The organism is Sorangium sp. So ce327 (assembly GCF_051530205.1).
Classification (GTDB): domain Bacteria; phylum Myxococcota_A; class Polyangia; order Polyangiales; family Polyangiaceae; genus Sorangium; species Sorangium cellulosum_B.
This window is the reverse complement of the sequence record NZ_CP150330.1, coordinates 4,322,051-4,340,275: the sequence shown is the minus strand read 5'-3', so window position 1 is coordinate 4,340,275 and position 18,225 is coordinate 4,322,051. Positions and strand designations below refer to the sequence as shown.

Genomic DNA, 18,225 nt, shown 5'->3' with positions numbered 1-18,225 from the left:
AGTCGGCTGCCCCGCTCCGTCCCCAATCCCGGAGCCGGCTGCGCCGCTCCTTCAGCAATCCAGGAGACGGGCTGCCCCGCTCCGTGTGGCACCGTCACAAGCGTCCCGAGGTGGCGCGCGTTGAACCTCGCGCGGCGACGCGAGAATAGGCGGAGGCAACCGCGGAAGTCCAGGGCTTCAGACCCCGCGCATGCGCCTCGCTGCAGCGCCTCACGCAGGGCCCCGCCCTCCCCGCGCGGCGGACGCCGAGCTGGCCACCCCACGGCGCTCGCCGCAGACCGCTGGCCGCGCCCGGCGCCGGCCGCGTCCAGCGCTGAAATGGAAAACGCCCCGCACTTCGCGTGCGGGGCGTTCGCTCGAACCGAGCGGCGAGGCGGGCTCAGCCGCCGGGGCTGAGCATGATCGGGTAGACGACGGTGACGATACCGCCCTCGGGCTGCGGGAACGACAGGCCGTAGAACGCCCGAACGACGCAGGAAACCACGCCGTTATCGGGCAGATCCGAACCGCCGTTACCCACGTTGGAGACCGCACCGTCACGCCCGATGACGAAGCGCACCGCGACACGGCCCTGCAGATTCGGGTTGTTCCTGAGCCCGTTCTCGTAGCAGAGCCGGAATCGACCGAAGTTCTGGCGGACGATACGCTGGATGACCTCGGGGGGCAGACGGCCGCTCACGCTGGTCGCACCCATGCGCACCTGCGGCGGCTTGGTGCGATGCGACCCGCCGAGTCGGCCATGGCCGGAGCCGAAGCCCTGGCCGGTGCCGGTGCCGGCGCCGTGACCGATGGTGCCGATCGAGCCGAGGCCGATGCCCTCGCCGCGCCCGCCACCGCCCTCGCCGATGCCGGAGAGGCCGAGGCCGCCGGCGCCGAACGAGTCGCCGATCTGATCGCCCCACATGTTGCCGCGGGCGCTCAGCGGATCGTTCCCGAGCGAATCGTCGCGTCCCCACGGCGCGGTCGGCGCGTTCGGATCGCCGCCAGCGCCGGCGTTCAGCAGCCCGATCATGCCGAACTCCGCGGCGTCGCGGAGCGCGGCCTGGCGCGCGATGTGCGGGTCCGGGTTGTCGGCGGGCCCCTGGACGCCGTAGCGGTTGCCGGTGGCCTTGGTGTTCGGGTTACCCATCGAACCCTCTTCACCCTTGGCGCGGGTACCGGTGCCCCCCTCCTTGTTGTCCGCCGCGTTGTCGGCGACCTGCTCGGTCTCCTTCTCCTCCATCTCCTTCTCGGCGGCCGCCGCGAGGTACTGCTGGATGAGGAACTGCTGATCAGCGGAGATCCCGTCCTCGCCGGTATCGCCGAGGGGCGGCATGAAGAAGGCCATCGCCGCGAGCAGCCCGAGATGAACCGCCATCGAGAGGCCCGTGTACAGCAGGCTCTGCGTGTCCAGCTGGAGGTGGCCGGCCACGACCTTGCCTGCGTTCACGGCGGACACCTGGAAGACGATGCCGTCGAGCTCGACCTTCGCCTTCCCGCCCGACGGAAGCGCCATCTGGTAGGCGCCAGAGAGCTCGGAACACGGCTGCGTGAGGCCCTGATCGATCGCCTGCTGCACCGTCATCTTCGGCCTGCCCGGGATCTCGATGGTGCCGGTCGCGCGGGGCAGGAGCACCACGGAGACCGAGCCTGAGCGATCCGCGAGGATGATGGGCGCCCGCGTCGTGCCGAGCTTCTCCGAGGGGATGAAGTAGTCGCACTTGAAGTTCTTCCCCGCCTCCTCACCCACGTAGAAGGAGCGCGGCGGCGTGAGGTGCTCGACGTGGAGCACCGCGGCATCCCACAGAATCATGACCTCGACCGAGGCCGCCGGGACCTCGGTTTCGTCGCTCGGCACGTCCGGCCCGTTCTTCACGAGCGTGTACGTGTAGGAGCCCTCGGGCGCGTCCGGGGGCACCTCGTCGACGGCCGGCGCCGACTGCGCGAACGGGTTGTTGTAGGAGAACGGGTCCGCGCCGCCCGCGGAGGCCGCGGCGAACGGGTTCCCAGGCGGCGCGGCCGCGAACGGATTCCCGGGCGCCGCAGCGCCGAACGGGCTCCCACCAGGCGCCGCCGCAAACGGGTTGGCGGGGACCGGCTTCGCAGGGCCCGCGGCCGCGGCGACCGCCACCGGCTCCGCGCGCTCCAGCATGATCTTCGTGCCGCCGATCTGGAGCTGATCGCCTGGGCTGATCTTGCACTTGTTGACGCGCGCCCCGTTCACCATCGTGCCCGGCTCGTTGCCGAGATCGATGAGCGTGATGTCCTGCGGGGAGGCGACCTCGATGACCGCGTGCATGCGCGAGGCAAGCTCGTCATCGACACGCAGATGGCTCTTCGCGTCCTTGCCTACCTTGACGATATCCTGGGTGATCGTCTCCCGGCGGACGAGCGCCTCGTTTTGGTAGAGCGCAAATGTGAGAGCGACCCTTTGCTTGCCTTCCATCTCCGCCAGCCTTCCCTATGCGCCGCGCGGCGCACGCCCCCAGCACCGGGGGGTAAATCGATAGGGCAGGTGCCAAACCTGCCCGTCACATCAGAGGTTCTCGACCGACTTGAGCATCTCCGGAACGAACGAGGTGCGGGGCCTGATCAGCGTCGTCCGGACAGGGCCGGGCCGCACGCGGATGGTGGCGTCGTTGGGGCCGAACCCGCCGGCATTCAGCGGATCGTCCGAGAACTCGTACCCGTACCCCTCGTCCTTCTTCCCACCGCCAGGAGCCGCTCCCTGCGCGAACGCCGATGAGGCGACCACGCTCGCAAGAACGGCAGCCACGACTCCCGCACCCAATCGGGTCAACCCTCTCATTCCAGCCTCCTCACAATGTTCCGACGCGGTTACAGTGCCATTGTACCGCCTTACGCGGCGGCCGGTCAACCAGCTTCGCATGCTATCGAGGCGTCGGAGAGCACGACCCACACACGCCTCGACAACCGATTCCACCCAAGGTTCCCAGAGAGCTGCGACGACGACGAAAAAAGGAAGCCCCCTTCTCCTTGATGCAGCTTCGTGCAGCGAGAGAAGAGGGCTCCAGGTGCCGTTGTCTGTCGCACCGCCACGCGGTCCGACCCGCCCGTCGAGCTCGCCCGGAATACTACCGTATCCCTTGCTCACTGCGCGCCGGACGAGGCTCCGCTACTGGGCAGGAGCCGGGGCCGGGGTCGTCGCTTCGCCCCCTTCGCCCTCGCTCCCGGCAGCTGCCTCCTGCTCGGCTTCCTTCGTCTTCATGTCGGCCTCGGCCGCCTTCCGCTCGGCCTCGGTCTGCTTGTTGAAGGCGATGATCTGGTCGATCTCGCTCATACGCTCCTTCGACCGCTTCACCGCGTCGGCGAACTCGGCGCTCGCGCCCGCCTTCTGGATGAACTGACCGAACAGCCCCTTCGCCGACATGAGGGCGCCCTCGGCCCCCTTGCCGCCCGACTTCGCCTTGTACTCCTGGGTCAGGATCGCCTCGTTGTAGTAGGTCTCGGCGCGCTCGGGGGCGACCTTCTTGGCGGCTTCGAGCTCAGCGCTGGCGGCGGCCACCATGCTGTCGAAGTTCGCGTCATCGATCTGACCGCGTAGGGCGAGCGCGAGGCCCAGATGAGCGTCGTAGTCGTTCGGACGCATCTTCAGGGCCGCGCGGTACGCCTCGTCCGCCTGCTGGAACCCGCGGAACTGGAGGTTCACCGCCGCGTAGTTCATCTGCGCCTCGTAGAAGGTCGGATCGAGCCTCCTCGCGAGGTTGAACTCCTGCACGGCGCCGTTCAGGTTCGCGAGCTCGACCTGGATCATCCCCGCGGTGTTGTGGATCGGCGCGTAGTTGGGGTTCTTGCGGATGGCCTGGGAGCAGACAAGCGCCGCGAGCTCCAGCGCCTGGGTGTCGACCTTCTTCTGCTTGCTGACGTTGGTCGCGACCGCCTTGCCGGTCTTCCTGCCCGCCTTCTGCTTCGCCGTCTCCAGGTAGTAGATCGCGAGCTGGTTGAACGCGGGCATGAAGGCATCATCGACGGCCAGCGCGCTCTGGATGTACCGCTTCGCGCGCTGGAAGTCGTTGGGGCCATCGTTGTCCGCGACCTGGTTGCCGCGCTTCATGTACAGGAGCGCGAGGTGCACGAGCGCCTCGACGTTCTTGTACTGAGCATCCACGACGGCGGCCTGGCGCATCTCGCTGATCGCCGCGTCGAGGTTCCTCTCGCCCGACTCCGCCAGGTTGTAGAGCGCCACCTGGACCCGCGCGGGGTGGAACTTCGGGTTCTTCTGAAGCGCTTGCGTGAAGTACTTCTTCGCCTCCGAGTCCTTCTTGCAACGCTGGTACGCGAGCCCCGCGTTGTAGATGGCCTCGGCGAACGTCGTGTCCCCTTGCTCGTCCGCCGCGTCCAGGAACAGCTGGGCCGTCGAGCTGCAAGTCGCCTCAGACCAGTCCCCAGCCTTGTCGTGCTGGACCATCGTGTCCATGGCGGTCTTGAACTTGTTGGCCGCCTCGACCGACACGGCCTGACCCTTGCTGTCCGTGATCGCCTTGCCCGTCGTCGGGTCCTTCGCCCCGTGAGCCGTGCCGCCGGTGGTGCCGCCGCCACAACCCGTCGCAGCCAGAAGGAGCACCGCAACCGCTGCCAATGAGGTGATGCTTCTCATGTTTCGCTCCATCACTTCCTGGGTCGGGTCGTGGCCCGATCGAGCGCCGAGCCTTCCTTGGACGCGCCAGCCGCCGCCGGCGCCGCCTTCTTGTCCTCGCCCGCCTTCTTGTCCTCGCCCTCTTCCTTGTCCTTGCTCGCAGCCGGCTTGTCGGTCGCGGTCAGCGCTTCTCGGAAGGCGGTCCCGTCGAGGTTCAGCGGCGCAGGGCGTTCGCTCATGCCGGAGTTGACCCGCGACGGGGAGCCACGGAATTCGTCGATGAGATGGTACTCGGCGCCGTAGTTCTTCGACAGCCACACCTCGCAGGTACGCGAGTAGTCGTCGAAGTACTGGTACTTCACGGACAGGTCGAGGCAGGTCTTGAACGCGCCCTTCGCCATCTGCTTCTGCGGCTCGCTCGCCTCGTCGAGGCGCGAGTAGTACTCACCCCGGATCTCGTCGTACGAGACGTCGGTGCCCGGGACCATGCCGTGCCCCTTCCATTCCTTCGGGATGGGCGCGGCCCGGAACTCGGCGACGAACTTGCCCCACATCTGACCGACGCGCGCGCCGGCCGCGATGACCCACTTCGGCGGAGGCGTCGGCTCCAGCTTGAGGATCTTCTGGTACTCGACGTCGGCCGCCTCGATCGCCGGGCGCTTCTTCTTCACCCAGTCGGCGACCTTGGTGTTGATGTGCTTGAGGACGTCCTCGCGGTTCCCGGAGCCCTTGTACTCGGGGAACTTGATCTTATCGACGTCCTTCCGCTTCTGCTCGGCGAAGTGGAAGTAGGCCTCGCCGACCGCGGTCAGCACCTTGCCGAGCCGACGCAGCTTCTCCGGCTCCTCGCCGCCGATCGCGTCGAGCTTCTTGAGCGCGGCCGCAGGGTCCTTCCAGTAGCCGCGGACCTTGTTGTACTCGCCGTTCGCCGGGGTCACGCTCTTCGTCTGCAGCAGGACGCGCGCGTACATCGCGTGCGCCTGCACCTGGACGTCGAACGTCGCGTTGCGATCGATCTGCGGCATCGCCGTCGACAGCCGCCGGCGCGCCTGATCCCAGTCCTCACGGTCGATGTAGTGCGCGCCGATCGCGAACGCGATCTGCGCGGTCTGCGCCGGCTTCGCCTTGCCGTAGTTCTTGTTGAAGAGGTCGGCGTCCTTGATCGCCTGGTCCTCCTGACCGAGGCCGAGCCGCAGCACGACCGCGTCCTGGAGCGCCTCCGCGGCCTTCTCCCCCTTCGGGTTCTCGCGGGCGTAGCGCTCGTACCAGTTCGCCGCCTCGTCATAGACCGCGATCGCCTGGTAGTTGCCGCCGATCTCGTAGATCGACGTCTTCGCCAGCTCGGTGTTGTGGAGGTTGTACCGCGGGTCGAGCAGGATCTTGCGGGCCGAGATCGACTTGGCGATGAGGCGGGCGGCCTGGAACGCCTTCGCGGCGTTGTAGAGGACCTCCTCGCTCTTCTCGCACGCGGGCTGCTTCGCCTCGCAAGCGGCCTCGCCGTACTTCTTCCACATGTCCATGTAAGCGACGGCGGCCTTCTCATAGTTCTTGAGGGCCTCGACGCCACCGGCCGCGTCAGCAGCCTCGACGAGCTTCTGCGCGCGCAGGCGCTCGATGTCGCGCTGGATGCGGATCAGGATGCCGCACTGCTCGGCGTTCTCCTTCTCCTTGCCGCCCTTGCAGTAGAGATCGATGAACTTGGGCACGTCCGCGGCCATGTCGTCGTAGCAAGACGGACGCGGCGGGTCCATGTTCGCGCCGAGGACGTTGAGCGACTCGAGGTAGAGCTGAGACGCGTAGATGCCGACCTCCTTGTCGGCATGGTTCAGCGCCACGTCGCGGAACGCGAGCGCGGCCTCCTCCCAGTGCTGCGCCTCGAAGTACGTGCGGCCGCGCGCGTACTTCACCTCGACGTACTGCTCCTGGGCCTCCTTGTCGTTGGCCGCGGGCTTGATGTAGCAGACGTACCGGTTGAAGGCGGTGATCATGCCCTTCTGGCTGTCACTGAAGTCCTTCGGCTGGAACTTCGCCTTCTCCGCCTTCTTGTCGCCCTTCTTGCCCGTCCCCCCGTCGGGGAGGTTGCCGGACCCCTTCTTGTCGGAGCCGTCCTTGTGGGTCTCGGTGTAGATGTTCTGGTAGCAGAGCACCGAGGCGTACGCGGCCTCAGCCGCCTGCGGGCCGTTCGGATCCTCGGCCACGACCGAGTCGAACGCGGGACCGCACTTGGCCCAGTCCTTCTGGAAGTACAGAAGGTCGGCCATCGCGTACTTGATCTTGAAGATGTTCGGCCAGTCCTCCTTCAGGATGCGGGGGAACTCGAACTTGGCGAACTGCTCCTGCTTGAAGTTGTTGACGACCTTGTCGTAGAGCTGCGCGGCGAGCTGCATCGTCTTCTTGTCGCCGGTGCCGCGCACGCCGCCCGAGCCCACCGCCTCGAGGTGCCAGGCCATCGCCGTCTCGGTCAGCAGACCGGCGGTGATGTTCGAGCACTTCAGCTTGGCGTCCGCCGGGTGCCCCTCGCCCTGGAACTTGTTGTGGACGTCGAGCTGGCGCCCGAGCTCGCCGATGATCTGGTCCTTGTTGCCAGACTTCATGGCGAGCGTCGCCTCCGCGATGTGCCCCTGGTAGACGCAGTACCTCGGGCCCCGATCGCGGGTCATCAGGTCGGTGTAGAGCTCGATGCCCTCCTTGTAGTGACCGGTGTCGAGGTAGTTCTGCCCGAGGTCGTCCATCATCTTGAACGTCTTCTCGGAGCTGCCGCCCGCGTCGCCGCTGAGCGGACGGAGGAAGTCGTGCGACTTGCGCGGGTCGCCCGCGAGCGCGTAGACGGGGATGATGTCGCGCCGCGCAGAGACGGCGAGCTGCGCAGCGTTCGGCATCTGCTGGAACTGCTGCCCGTACTCGATCGTCTTCTTGAACTCGCTGATGGCGCGGGCGAAGTCGCCCTTGTTCCAGTAGACGTACCCGAGCTTGTAGTGGGCGTAGCCCCAGACCTTGTTCTCGGGCGGCGGGTACTGGGTGACCTTGACGTACGACTGCTCCGCCAGGTCCCACTTGGACGGGTCGCCCTGCGCCTCGTTGAAGAAGAGCTCACCGAAGGCGAGGTACGCGTTCGGGATGTACTTCGAGTTCGGCCAGTTCTTGATGAGCTCGAAGTAGACCTTGCGAGCGTCCTCGAGCTGCTGGGCCTGCTCGTACTCATAGGCGAGGTAGTAGAGGACCTCGTCCGTGCAGCCCGTGCTCTTCGCGGGGTCGGCCGCGTTGGTGCTCTGGCAGTACTTCGGATACTGCGTCTTCAGGTCCGTGTAGTACTTGATCGCCTGCTTGCGCGCGAGGACGAGGATCTTGTCGGCCTTGGCGATCTCGGCTCGGATCCCGGCGACCGCCTTCGGGTTCTTCCGCTTGGCCTCGTCCGCCTTGATCTGCCCCTCGGTCTTGTCGCGGAACGCCGCCGACTCGAGCTCGACGTAGCCCTCGGCGAGGCGCCGCATCAGCTTCGGCCGGTCCGGCGCGTTCTTGGGCGTCGAGGAGTACAGGCCCTCGAGCCCCTGGATCTCCGTCACGAGCAGGCTCCTCACCTTCGGGGCGAGGCGATTGCGCCGCTCGTCGCGCTGCGCCGAGGCCTGTGAAGCGGTCGGATTGGCCGGCTTCGTCAAGTCCTCGCGCTTCTTCAGCTGGATCCCCTGCGGGGCTGACTTGAAGCTAACCTGCGGCTTCTTGCCCGCCGACACCTGGAGCTTGCCGCCCGGACAGGCGGCGATCGCATCCTTCGCCGGCTGCGTGATGCACGCGTCGGCCGCCGACGCGGGGCTCGTTGTGACCGCGCACGCCGCCACGGCCAACGTACCCGCCGCCGCGCGGAGCGCATGCAGTACACCGAACTTCGACTGCTTCATCTCCATCTCCGTCCCTCCGCCACGGACCCCCGTGAGGAAGCGCTGCCTGCCCCGCGACCTCTGGCCGCGGGGCCAACCATGATGAAATCGCTCACTTGCTGCACTTCGACGTCACGACCTGCCGGTAGAAGCCGAGCTCGTCGCGCCAGTACTCGCCGTCGAACGGCCAGAGCACGTGCTCGTCGTCGGGCTTGACGACGCCGTACGTGAGCGCGTCCTCCTTCGACAGCTGGCCGCTGACGACCTGCTGATCGAGCTTGTTCCTCTCGGCCGCGGTGATGTCGATGAGGATCTTCGACGAGTCGCGGAGGTGCTCGTTGAGCTCGTCGAGGTTGCGCTGGTAGCGCTCCCGGCCGAGCGTGCCGGCGTTCCGGATCGCGAGGCTCCTCGCGAACTCGAGCGCGTCGGTCACGTCGCTGCCGACCGGAGAGTTGCGGAAGTTGGCGGGCGCCTTCTTGAACCGGTCCGCCTCCTCATCGAGGATGCGCACGTACTCCATGTTGCGGCGGAGCTGGCGGTCGGAGAGCGCGTTCTCGACGATCGGCCGGACCCTCGGCGGGATGTCGCCCTTGCCGGCGCCCACGTCCTTCAGGAACTGGAAGAAGCGCTCCTCGTTCCCCTCCCCCTGGTACCGCGTGAGGATCGACTCGAGGTCCTTCTTGATCGGCTCGTACTTCTTCTTCATCTTCGCGACGATCGTGGTCGCGTCGCCGTACTGGCAGATCGTGAACGAGACGACGGCCTTCAGGATGTCGGCCTCGGGATAGAACGAGTTCGGGAAGTAGGGCGACTCGATCGTGTGGATGTTGCCGAGCGCCTGCGGGTACAGCCCGGCCATGAAGTACGCCCAGGACTGCTCGAAGAGGCTGTCCAGCCAGTACTCGCTCGCGACGTCGACGCGGTTCCAGTACTTGACGGCGGCCGAGAGCTTCGCGGCGTCGATCGTCGGAACGTTGTTGTCGTCGAGGCGGACGGAGGCCGAGTAGTAGGTGCGCGCCATCGAGAGGAACGCGAGGTCGCGCATGCGCGCCTCGTCCTCGAGGCCCTCGACGCCCTCGTCGATCGCCTGGACGATGCGCTGGAACGACTTGACAGCCGGCACCGACTTGCGCAGCTGCACGTACGAGATGCCGCTGAAGAACTGGGCCTGGACGTAGTACTTGCTGTTCGGGTCGACCTTGGCGAAGAGGCTGATGGCCTCCTCGTAGTTCCGGTTCCGGTACTTGTAGCGGCCGAGCAGGTAGTTGAGCTGCCAGTAGAGGTCGCGCTGCTGGGGGTTGTTGAACCGCGCGATCTGCTCGGTCTTGTACTTGCCGACGCGCTCGATGATGTCCGCCGGCTCCGGGAGCTGCGTCGCGAGCTTGGACAGCCAGAGCAGCGTCTCGTTGAACTTGAGGTGGTTCGGCTTGTCGGCGATCTGCGAGAAGATCGCGTAGCTCGCCTGGTAGAACTGCATGCGGTAGAGCGCGATCGCGAGGTGGTACTGGGCGATCTGCTTGTTGCCATCGTCATCGCCGGTGTCGCCGTCGACGACGCGCTTCAGCTGCCGCGCGGCGTCGCTCCACCGCTCGCTGTCGAAGAGCCGCTTGCCCTGCGCCGCCTCCTCCGTCATCTGCCCCGCGGTCACGGGGCCCGCATCCTCGTCGGCGCTGACCTCTTTGCTGGGCTTCTTGTCGCCCTTGGCGTCCGCCTTTTCAGCCGCGACGGGCTTACCTTTGCCGGGCTGCGCATGCCCCACGGCGGGGGATAGCAACAGGGCAGAAGCTACAAGGCAGATACTCGCCACCCGGTTCCGCATCGTCGTTCCTCGCTTTCGGCGACGTAAAGATCGTGGCCCCTTCGCCCCGTTCGCGGCTCCACACACGGAGAACGCGCGCCGTAGACCCCCGAGGCAGCTCGGTCAGGAACCAAAAAGTTCAATGAGAATCAACGGATACTTGCGTGTGGCGGGGGATGGTAGGATTGTGGCGCGCAGCTTGTCAAGCGATGCCGGGCGAGGGGCCCCCTCTTGCATTCCCGTCCTGAGACACCGGGCGCCGGGCCGACCTTGGGGTTGCGCACTGCGTAGGAGTCGACGGTGGAATTATCGAACGGAGGCGCGCTCGCTTCCTTAAATGCGATCGTCGCGCCGTGGCCGCGCCGTCGCCGCACTATTGCCGCCCAGGCGGCAGCCTGACCGTCCGCTGCCAAGGGACCAGCGCGCGCAGGGTCGAACGCCTCGCACCGGCGGCGCCCGCCCACCTCGGCGACGTGGACGGGCGCGCCCCATCCGGCTGTTGACGCTCGAGGCGCGCTTCGTCTAGGGTCCAACCGCTGACGTTGTGCCTTTGAGCACCTCGACTTGAGCGTTTTCTTGCCTCCCGTCCGCGCGCCTCTGCCGAAGCGGTGGCGCGCACCGCCGCCGAAGGAGCACGTTCTGATGACCCGTTCCATTCTGTCCGGCCTGCTCGGCCTGCTCAGCGTCGTCGCAATGGCGAGCCTGCCCTCCGCGTGCGAGAGCGGCGGCGTCGGCGACCCGTGTCTGCCCGAAGACGAGTACGATTCGCAGTTCGCTGGCTTCAAGGTGACGGAAGAGAACATCGAATCGCGATCCTTCCAGTGCCAGACGCGGATCTGCCTGGTGAACCACTTCCAGGGGCGCGTGAGCTGCCCGCTCGGCCAGGAGGCGCCCGCGACGTGTATCCCCGGGCAGGCCGGGTGCACAACCTGCGAGGAGTCGGGGACCTACGCGCCCGACTGCGAACCGTCGAGGCCGGACGGCGGCAAGAGCCAGTGCCTCAGCGGCATGTGCGACCCCGCGGGCGCCTTCTGTCGCTGCGGCGGCGACGCGGACTGCCCCGGCAGCGGCTGGATGTGCCAGGAGGGCGTCTGCAAGCTCTACCTCTGCCGCGACGGCTTCACCGGCTGCCAGGACCCGACCAAGTCGGCGGCAGAGAACGAGGGCAAAGCCTGCTGCGTGCCGGGGACCGACGACCAGGTCGCGTCGCCCGTGTGCGGCCAGTGCGCCGCCAACTCGAACCGGAACGCGCAGCAGGCGGTGTACTGCTCCTGCCGGTGCGGCGTGGCCGACGGCGAGCCGGACGACCCGAACTTCAACTTCTGCGAGTGCCCGCAGGGCTTCACCTGCTCGGAGATCCGGCCGAACGTCGGCCTCGGGGACCCGAACATCACCGGCAAGTACTGCATCAAGCAGAACACGGGGTTCGAGAACGAGGGGGCCTGCGGCGACGTGCAGGGCCGCGCCAACTCGGACCAGTGCGAAGGCTTCTAGGCGTCGGGTGACCGGTCGTCGCGGTTCGCGAAGCCCTCGCCCGACGACGGCCGATCTGGCCGGCACCTCCCTCTCCCTCCCTCCCAGCGATGATTCGGGCTCACACGACGGCCGTCCGCCCGGGCGCACCGCCACGCGCAGCGCGCCGGCGGCTTCGGCGACGAGCCGGACCGCGATCGGGCGCGCTGGCGCTCCGGCGGCCGACGCGCGGCGAGCGCTCGGCGCGCGCGCGGAGGACGCGGTGGTCGCTCACCTCGCCGCGCAAGGCGTGGAGATCGTCGCGCGCAACGCGCGGGTCGGGCGGCTGGAGATCGACGTGGTCGCGCGCGACGGCCCCGTCATCGTGATCATCGAGGTGCGGACGCGCGGCGCCGGCTCCTACGTCCGCGCCCTCGACAGCATCGACGCGAGCAAGCGCGCCCGCGTGCGGCGAGCGGGCGAGCGGCTCTGGCGCGCCACGTTCTCGCGCGTGCGGGGCGTGGAGCGGATGCGCTTCGACGCCGCGTCCGTGACGTTCCTCCCAAGCGGAGAAGCGACGGTCGAGATCGTCAAGGCCGCCTTTTAGCGCGGCCTGAACTCTTCCTATTTTTAGCTTGATTTCGCGCTGGATTCGGATGGCGCGTGCATCGTTCGACCGCGCGCGGGCGCGATCACGCGTCGAGCTGCTCCTGCATCTCGCTGCGGAGTCGCTTCAGCTGGGAGAGGCCCTCGGGGTCGATCTCCATCGTCCCCTTCTGGGCGTGCGCCCCCGCCTCGAGCTTCTCGAGGATCGCATCCATCTTGGCGATCTTGCCCTGCTGGCGCGCCCTCAGGTCCTCGACCATCTTCTCGAACGCCTCGAAGAAGTGCTGGAGCTCGTCGCCCTTCCGGAGCTTCTCGCGCACGATCAGCTTGCCCTCGCCGACCTGACGGAGCAGCCGCTTCATCTTGAAGATCGGCCCGGCGATCTTGTGCGTGAAGACGATGCCCGCGACGCCGACGCCGAGGACGAGCAACGACAGAAGCGCGACGATGAGGCGGAGCAGCATCTGCTGGTTGTTCGCGACGTCGGCGGCCTGCCGCTCGAGCGCCTCCGCCCGCTGCTGCAGCGTGGCCGCGTCGCGCTCGAGCCGCGACTGCTCGTCCTTGAGCTTGCTCTCGTCGAGCTGCGCCGCCTCGCCGAACGTCTTCGCGAGCTCGGGGTCGTCCTTGTACTCCTTCGCGATGTTCATCGCGACGACCTCGCTGACCCGACGGCTCTGGACGAGCACCTCCTGGCCGCGCTTGACGGTCTCCTGACCCTGACGGACGGTCTCCTGACCCTGCTGCACGGCGCTGCGGCTCTGCTCGATGATCTTCGAGCTCGCGTTCCAGAGGAGGATCCCGAGCGCCACGGAGAGCGCAAGGCTGATCCCCACGAGGAACCCCGTGTATTTCAGCTGGAAGTTCTGGTCGAGCAGGTAGTTCCGCGCGCTCCGCTGGTAGCGCGCTCTGACCTCCGGCGCGGAGGTCTGCGGGGCCGTGCTGGAAGCGTCGCTCATGGGATCCTCGAAGCTGGCTGGAGATGACAAGGGTCGTGAGGCACTGGAAAAGCCAATATCGAGCAGCGAAGGTGCGTCACAGCGAGGCGACGACCTTGTGGAAGGTCTCGACCGCGTTCTCGACGCACATCTTCATCAGGATGTTCTCGCTCTGGACGTCTTTCTTCGGGGTGCCGCTCTGCGTGAGCTTCGGCGCGAACTCACCCTGGAGCGACTTGGACGGATAGGTCCACATGCTGACGCGGACCACCTGGGTGAGGTTGCCGCCCTGGTACACGGCGGGCTCGACCGTGGCGAGGAGATAGAAGCCCTTCAGCTTCTTGCCGTTCAGAATCTTCTTGCCTTGCGCCACCGTCTCGCCCTTGGGGGCGACCGCGTAGCCGGCCTTCGCGAGGATCTTCGACTGTATCGCGGCGCGCACGAGCGGCTCGATCTCGGACTCAGGGCGGCCGCTCTTGTTCGTGATCTCGATGGCCACGTAGTACTTCGTGTCCGCGCCCGGAGGCGGCGGCGCCGCCGAGCCGCTCCCGCCGCCGCCGCCGCCAGCGGACAGCGCGGCGATCGACTTCTGCATCTGCGACTTGACGGCCGGCGTCTGCTCGCGGCCCTCGGCGCGCTCCAGGCACGCGAGCCCCGCGGGCTTACCGAGCTTGCCGAGCGCCGCTGCCGCCGCGACCTTGACGGACGCGTTGCCGTCCGTGAGCGCGTCGCAGAGCGGCCTCGTGGCGGCGTCGTCTCCCGACGCGCCGAGCGCGAGCGCCGCCTGCGTGCGGACGCGATAGTCCTCGTTGGTCCTGAGCTGGTCGGCGAGGTAGCTCGTGCGCTGATCCGCGTAGAGCCTCGTGGGTATCAGCGAGAGTACAAGCGTCACAACCAGCAACACGAGCACTGAAAAGGGCCGACGCATTCCACGTCCGACGATACACGAGCGCATCGCCGCCGTGGCGATCGGATCAGCGGGTCTACACCCGAAAATTGGTGCGCACACGCTCGCACTTTTGCCTTGCATTCGCTCGCTCCTCGCTGCGACCAGACTGGACGGTTTGACGCGGCCTGCTCGCGGCGCTTCAACCCGTGAACCATGTTGGGCTCACGGCGAACACGGCTTCACCATCCGCTTATCTACCCACCGCTGCCGTCATCGACCCGACGCGCTGCCGCGAGCTCGCGTGCACGTCCGCTCACGTCCGCTTACGTCCGCACTCGCCGCTTGCTCGCTCGCTCGCGACACGCACACGATGCCCGCCGGGCGAGCGCGAGCTCGGCACGACTTCGGATCGGCTTCCTCTTGCCCGTGCCGCGCCGGCGTGACCGATAATGCGTGACCATGACGAGGAGCTCGCCGGAGGCGTTCGGGAGATGCGCGGACTGAGACGATGCCTGCCGTGGGCGCTCCTCGCGGCCACGGCGCTCGCGGCGGCGCCCGCGGCGCACGCGCAGACGCAAGGTGCGCCGCTCCGCATCCATGTGCGCGGAAGCGCGCAGATCGAGGCGGTCGCATGGACCGAGCCCGACGGGTTCGTCGTGCGCGGAAGCGTGGTCGACGACGCGCGGAGCGCGATCGCGGAGGCGCCGCTCTCCCTCGATGCCCTCACGAGCGCCGGCGCCCCCGCGGTCCTGCCGGCGGCCTTCGGGTGCGCGGCCGACGGCGCGGCGCGCGCACGCGAGCCCCGCCCCTCGCAAGGCGGCTACGTGATCGCGACAGACGAGCGCGGCGGGTTCTGCCTCCGCGGGCGCGCGCCGCTCGCGGACGCGACGCTGCGCATCCGGTTCGCAGGGGGAAAGCTCTACGACGCGGTCGAGGCGAAGATCCCGCTCGAGGCGCGCGCGGCCCCGCTCGCGCCGGTGATCCTCCGGTTCGATCCGCCGGTCGACGCGGTCGATCTCGATCGCCCGACGGTGAACGTCACCGTGGCGCTCCGGCTCGATCGCAGCGGCGCGCGCGGCGTCGGGAGCGGCGCGCCGTTCGAGCGCGAGCGCCTCCCGGTCGTGCTCGAGGACGAGCGCGGCGCGCGGCTCGCGGAGGCTCCGACCGGCGGCGACGGCCGCGCGCGCTTCGAGCTCCCGACCGAGCGCCTCGACGGCGCCGGCCAGGGCGTGCTGCGCGCGCGCTTCGATGGCACCGCCACGCTGGCGAAGGCGAGCGTCAGCCAGAGCGTCGTCCGGTACGCGCAGGTCACGCTCGATCTGTCGCATCCTGTCGAGCCGGCGCGCGCGGAGGACGGCGTGCCGATCGACGTCGAGGTGCGCTCGTCCCGCGGCCCGGTCGAGGGCGGCGTGGTCGAGGCGCTGCGCGCGGGCGAGCCCGTCGGGGCGGCCACCGTGACGGGCGGCAAGGCGCGGGTGATCGCCGCGTTCACCGCCGAGCGAGCGGGGACGGTCCCGATCTCGCTCCGCTACGTGCCCGCCTCGCCTTGGTGGATCCCCGGCGCGGAGCTCGCGATCGACGTGCCCGTCGCCGGCCCAGGGGCGTGGCGGCAGATCGCGCTCGGCGCCGCCGTCCTCGCCATCGCGGGCTGGGTGCTCGGCGGCTGGCGGCGGGCGCCGAAGCGCACCGCAACGACGCGCGCGGGCGACGAGCGGCCCGTCGCGCCGCCCGGCCGCGCCGGCGTGCGCGTCATGGGACCGCTCGAGGGCGCGACCGGCTGGCGTGGCGCCGTCGCCGACGCGCATGACGGAACGCCCATCGCGCGCGCCGAGCTCGTGATCGTCGTCCCCGCCTTCGACGGCAGCGGCGTCATCGCCCGCGCGCAGACGGACGACGTCGGCGAGTTCTCGATCGAGGCGCCGTACCGGAGCGACGCGAGGCTCGTGGTCCGCGCGCCGATGCACAGCAGCCATGAGCAGGCGCTCCCGTCGCCGAGCAAGCTGGGCATCGCGCTGGTCACGCGGCGCCGCGCCGTCCTCGAGCGCCTCGTGCGCTGGGCGCGGCGCCAGGGGGCGCCCTTCGAGGGGCCGCCGGAGCCGACGCCCGGGCACGTGCGCCGGGTGGCGAGCAGGGTTCAGCAGCGCGAGGTCGAGCTCTGGGCGAGCCGGATCGAGCACGCCGCCTTCGGTCCCGATCCCGTGGACGAGCGGATCGAGCAGGACCTCGGGGCGTCGGAGCCCAAGCCGGGCGCCGCGCCGCTGGCCCCGTGAGCCAGGCGCACGGGGCCCGCGGAGCGCCGGCCCCGTCGCCGCGCCGATCTGCCGTTTCGCTGGTCGGATCGCGCCCCCGCGCGACCGCACGTTGACGTATGGGGTGCGTCCCATATAGTCGGCTCCCTCGCCGGAGAACGCCAACGTGGAAATCGCCCTAATTATCGTCGGCCTCGTCGTGGTGGCGGCGATCGTCTACTTCGTCACGAAGAAGGCGCCGCCACCGGAGATCGCAGCGCCCCCCGAACCGAAGAAGCTCCAGGAGAAGGCGAAGCAGCCCTCCGAGAAGCCGGCGGACAAGCCGACCGAGAAGCCGCGTGCCCCGAAGAAGCCTCCGGCGGAGGAAGCTCCTCCGGCGAAGGCGAAGGAGCCCGCGCCGCAGGAGGAGCCGCCCGCGGCGGCGCCCGCCCCTGTCGAGGCGCCCGTCGCGCCGCCGCCCGCCATCGAGCCGGCGGCGACCGCGGCCGCGGAGGCGCCCATCGCGCCCGCGATCGAGGCGCCGGCCGTCAAGCCGGCCGCCAGGCCAGCGCGGGAGACCGCGCCTCCGGCCGCGCGCAAGCGAGACATCGAGGGGCTCCGCAAAGGCCTCACGAAGGTGCGGGAGAGCGAGGGGTTCTTCGGCCGGCTGAAGGCGCTGTTCGCCGGCAAGAAGGAGATCGATCCCAACGTCGTCGAGCAGATCGAAGAGGTGCTGCTCACCTCGGACGTCGGCGTGAAGACGACAGAGCTCCTCCTCGACGAGATCCGGTCGGCGCTCAGCAGGAACGAGCTCGCCGACACCGACAAGGTCTGGGACGCGCTGCGCGAGCACGCGAAGCGGATCCTGCGCGTCGGCGCCGGCGGCGGGCTGCCGCTGAAGGCGCAGCCCACCGTGGTGATGGTGGTCGGCGTGAACGGCGTGGGAAAGACGACCACGATCGGCAAGCTCGCGACGCAGCTCAAGGCCGAGGGCCGGACGGTGGTGCTCGCGGCGGGCGACACGTTCCGGGCGGCGGCGGTGCAGCAGCTGAACGTCTGGGGCAAGCGCGTCGGCTGCGAGGTCGTGCGCGGCAAGGACGGCGCGAACCCCGGCGCGGTGATCTTCGACGCGATCCAGAAGGCCAAGGACACCGGCGCCGACGTGGTGCTCGCCGACACCGCCGGCAGGCTGCACACGAAGACGAACCTCATGGAGGAGCTGTCCCGGGTCGCGCGCACCATGAACAAGGCGCTCGAGGGCGCGCCTCACGAGACGCTGCTCGTGCTCGACGCGACGAACGGCCAGAACGCCATGCAGCAGGCCGCGCTCTTCAAGGAGGCGCTGCCCATCACCGGCATCGTGCTGACGAAGCTCGACGGCACCGCCAAGGGCGGCGTCATCCTCGGCATCTGCGCCGAGCACGGGCTGCCCGTCCGGTACGTCGGCATCGGCGAGCGCGCGGAAGACCTCCGCGAGTTCGAGCCCGACGAGTTCGTCGAGGCGATGCTCGGCCGCGCCAGCGGCTCCGAAGACGCGGCCGCCTGACGCGCGGTCCGCGGCGTGAGCGCCGGCGGCGCTCGATCTCTCCTCACCACCCAATCGCGCGGCTCGACGCCGGTCCAACCAACGGGCGATGGCTCCGATGTCTCAGCACGCCGCGCCTCTGCCGCTGAACCCGTCAGGCGCCACCATCGTCGCCCTCGGCGCAAGCACACCGGCGATCCGGGCCCGCGGTGATTGTGCAGCGAGTCTGCCGCTCGCCGCGTGTCCACCCGGCGGGTCCCCTCTGCGACGCCGCCGGTCGTCCGTGGCAAAAGGATTTGGTTGTTGATCCTTTTATTTTCGACGTGATATAGTCCGTCGGG

Annotated in this window: 11 protein-coding genes; 4 read left to right on the top strand and 7 right to left on the bottom strand. The window is 68.7% G+C overall.

The window, feature by feature from the left end; genetic code table 11:
* Positions 1-379: 379 nt before the first annotated feature.
* From WME95_RS16370 to WME95_RS16350, 5 genes are all read right to left on the bottom strand, one after another.
* Complete coding sequence (locus tag WME95_RS16370; protein ID WP_437552777.1) at positions 380-2,425, bottom strand: AgmX/PglI C-terminal domain-containing protein; 2,046 nt, start codon at positions 2,423-2,425, stop codon at positions 380-382.
* A 90-nt stretch (positions 2,426-2,515) separates the two neighbouring features.
* Positions 2,516-2,755, bottom strand: coding sequence for a hypothetical protein (locus WME95_RS16365; protein WP_437909278.1), 240 nt, complete (start codon positions 2,753-2,755; stop codon positions 2,516-2,518).
* Positions 2,756-3,115: 360 nt separating this feature from the next.
* A complete protein-coding gene (locus WME95_RS16360; protein WP_437552776.1) occupies positions 3,116-4,597 on the bottom strand; it encodes a tetratricopeptide repeat protein in 1,482 nt (493 codons plus the stop codon).
* 11 nt (positions 4,598-4,608) lie between these two features.
* A complete protein-coding gene (locus WME95_RS16355) occupies positions 4,609-8,472 on the bottom strand; it encodes a tetratricopeptide repeat protein (protein WP_437552775.1) in 3,864 nt (1,287 codons plus the stop codon).
* A gap of 91 nt (positions 8,473-8,563) precedes the next feature.
* A complete protein-coding gene (locus WME95_RS16350; protein WP_437909276.1) occupies positions 8,564-10,225 on the bottom strand; it encodes a tetratricopeptide repeat protein in 1,662 nt (553 codons plus the stop codon).
* A gap of 666 nt (positions 10,226-10,891) precedes the next feature.
* Here WME95_RS16350 and WME95_RS16345 point away from each other — a divergent pair.
* Both WME95_RS16345 and WME95_RS16340 read left to right on the top strand, forming a co-directional pair.
* Positions 10,892-11,743, top strand: a complete 852-nt coding sequence (locus WME95_RS16345; protein WP_437909274.1) for a hypothetical protein — start codon at positions 10,892-10,894, stop codon at positions 11,741-11,743.
* 241 nt (positions 11,744-11,984) lie between these two features.
* Positions 11,985-12,308: a YraN family protein gene (locus WME95_RS16340; protein ID WP_437552772.1), complete on the top strand. Its 324-nt coding sequence runs from the start codon at positions 11,985-11,987 to the stop codon at positions 12,306-12,308.
* A gap of 85 nt (positions 12,309-12,393) precedes the next feature.
* Here the strand turns inward: WME95_RS16340 and WME95_RS16335 are convergent, their stop codons facing one another.
* Together WME95_RS16335 and WME95_RS16330 are read right to left on the bottom strand one after the other, a co-directional pair.
* A complete protein-coding gene (locus WME95_RS16335) occupies positions 12,394-13,263 on the bottom strand; it encodes a HAMP domain-containing protein (protein ID WP_437552771.1) in 870 nt (289 codons plus the stop codon).
* A gap of 76 nt (positions 13,264-13,339) precedes the next feature.
* On the bottom strand, positions 13,340-14,134 hold the full coding sequence (locus WME95_RS16330) for a HEAT repeat domain-containing protein (protein ID WP_437552770.1): 795 nt from the start codon (positions 14,132-14,134) through the stop codon (positions 13,340-13,342).
* Positions 14,135-14,622: 488 nt separating this feature from the next.
* Here WME95_RS16330 and WME95_RS16325 point away from each other — a divergent pair, with 488 nt between their 5' ends.
* Both WME95_RS16325 and ftsY read left to right on the top strand, forming a co-directional pair.
* The gene (locus WME95_RS16325; protein WP_437909272.1) at positions 14,623-16,401 is read left to right on the top strand and encodes a carboxypeptidase regulatory-like domain-containing protein; all 1,779 of its coding nucleotides are present in this window, start codon (positions 14,623-14,625) and stop codon (positions 16,399-16,401) included.
* A 145-nt stretch (positions 16,402-16,546) separates the two neighbouring features.
* Positions 16,547-17,905, top strand: coding sequence for a signal recognition particle-docking protein FtsY (gene ftsY / locus WME95_RS16320; protein ID WP_437552768.1), 1,359 nt, complete (start codon positions 16,547-16,549; stop codon positions 17,903-17,905).
* Positions 17,906-18,225: the final 320 nt, after the last annotated feature.

Excerpts from the sequence above, each read along its gene's own strand:
- WME95_RS16355 (WP_437552775.1), bottom strand. The coding sequence starts at position 8,472 with ATGAAGCAGTCGAAGTTCGGTGTACTGCATGCGCTCCGCGCGGCGGCG.
- WME95_RS16335 (WP_437552771.1), bottom strand. The coding sequence starts at position 13,263 with ATGAGCGACGCTTCCAGCACGGCCCCGCAGACCTCCGCGCCGGAGGTC.
- WME95_RS16345 (WP_437909274.1), top strand. The coding sequence starts at position 10,892 with ATGACCCGTTCCATTCTGTCCGGCCTGCTCGGCCTGCTCAGCGTCGTC.
- WME95_RS16360 (WP_437552776.1), bottom strand. The coding sequence starts at position 4,597 with ATGAGAAGCATCACCTCATTGGCAGCGGTTGCGGTGCTCCTTCTGGCT.
- WME95_RS16325 (WP_437909272.1), top strand. The coding sequence starts at position 14,623 with ATGCGCGGACTGAGACGATGCCTGCCGTGGGCGCTCCTCGCGGCCACG.
- WME95_RS16370 (WP_437552777.1), bottom strand. The coding sequence starts at position 2,425 with ATGGAAGGCAAGCAAAGGGTCGCTCTCACATTTGCGCTCTACCAAAAC.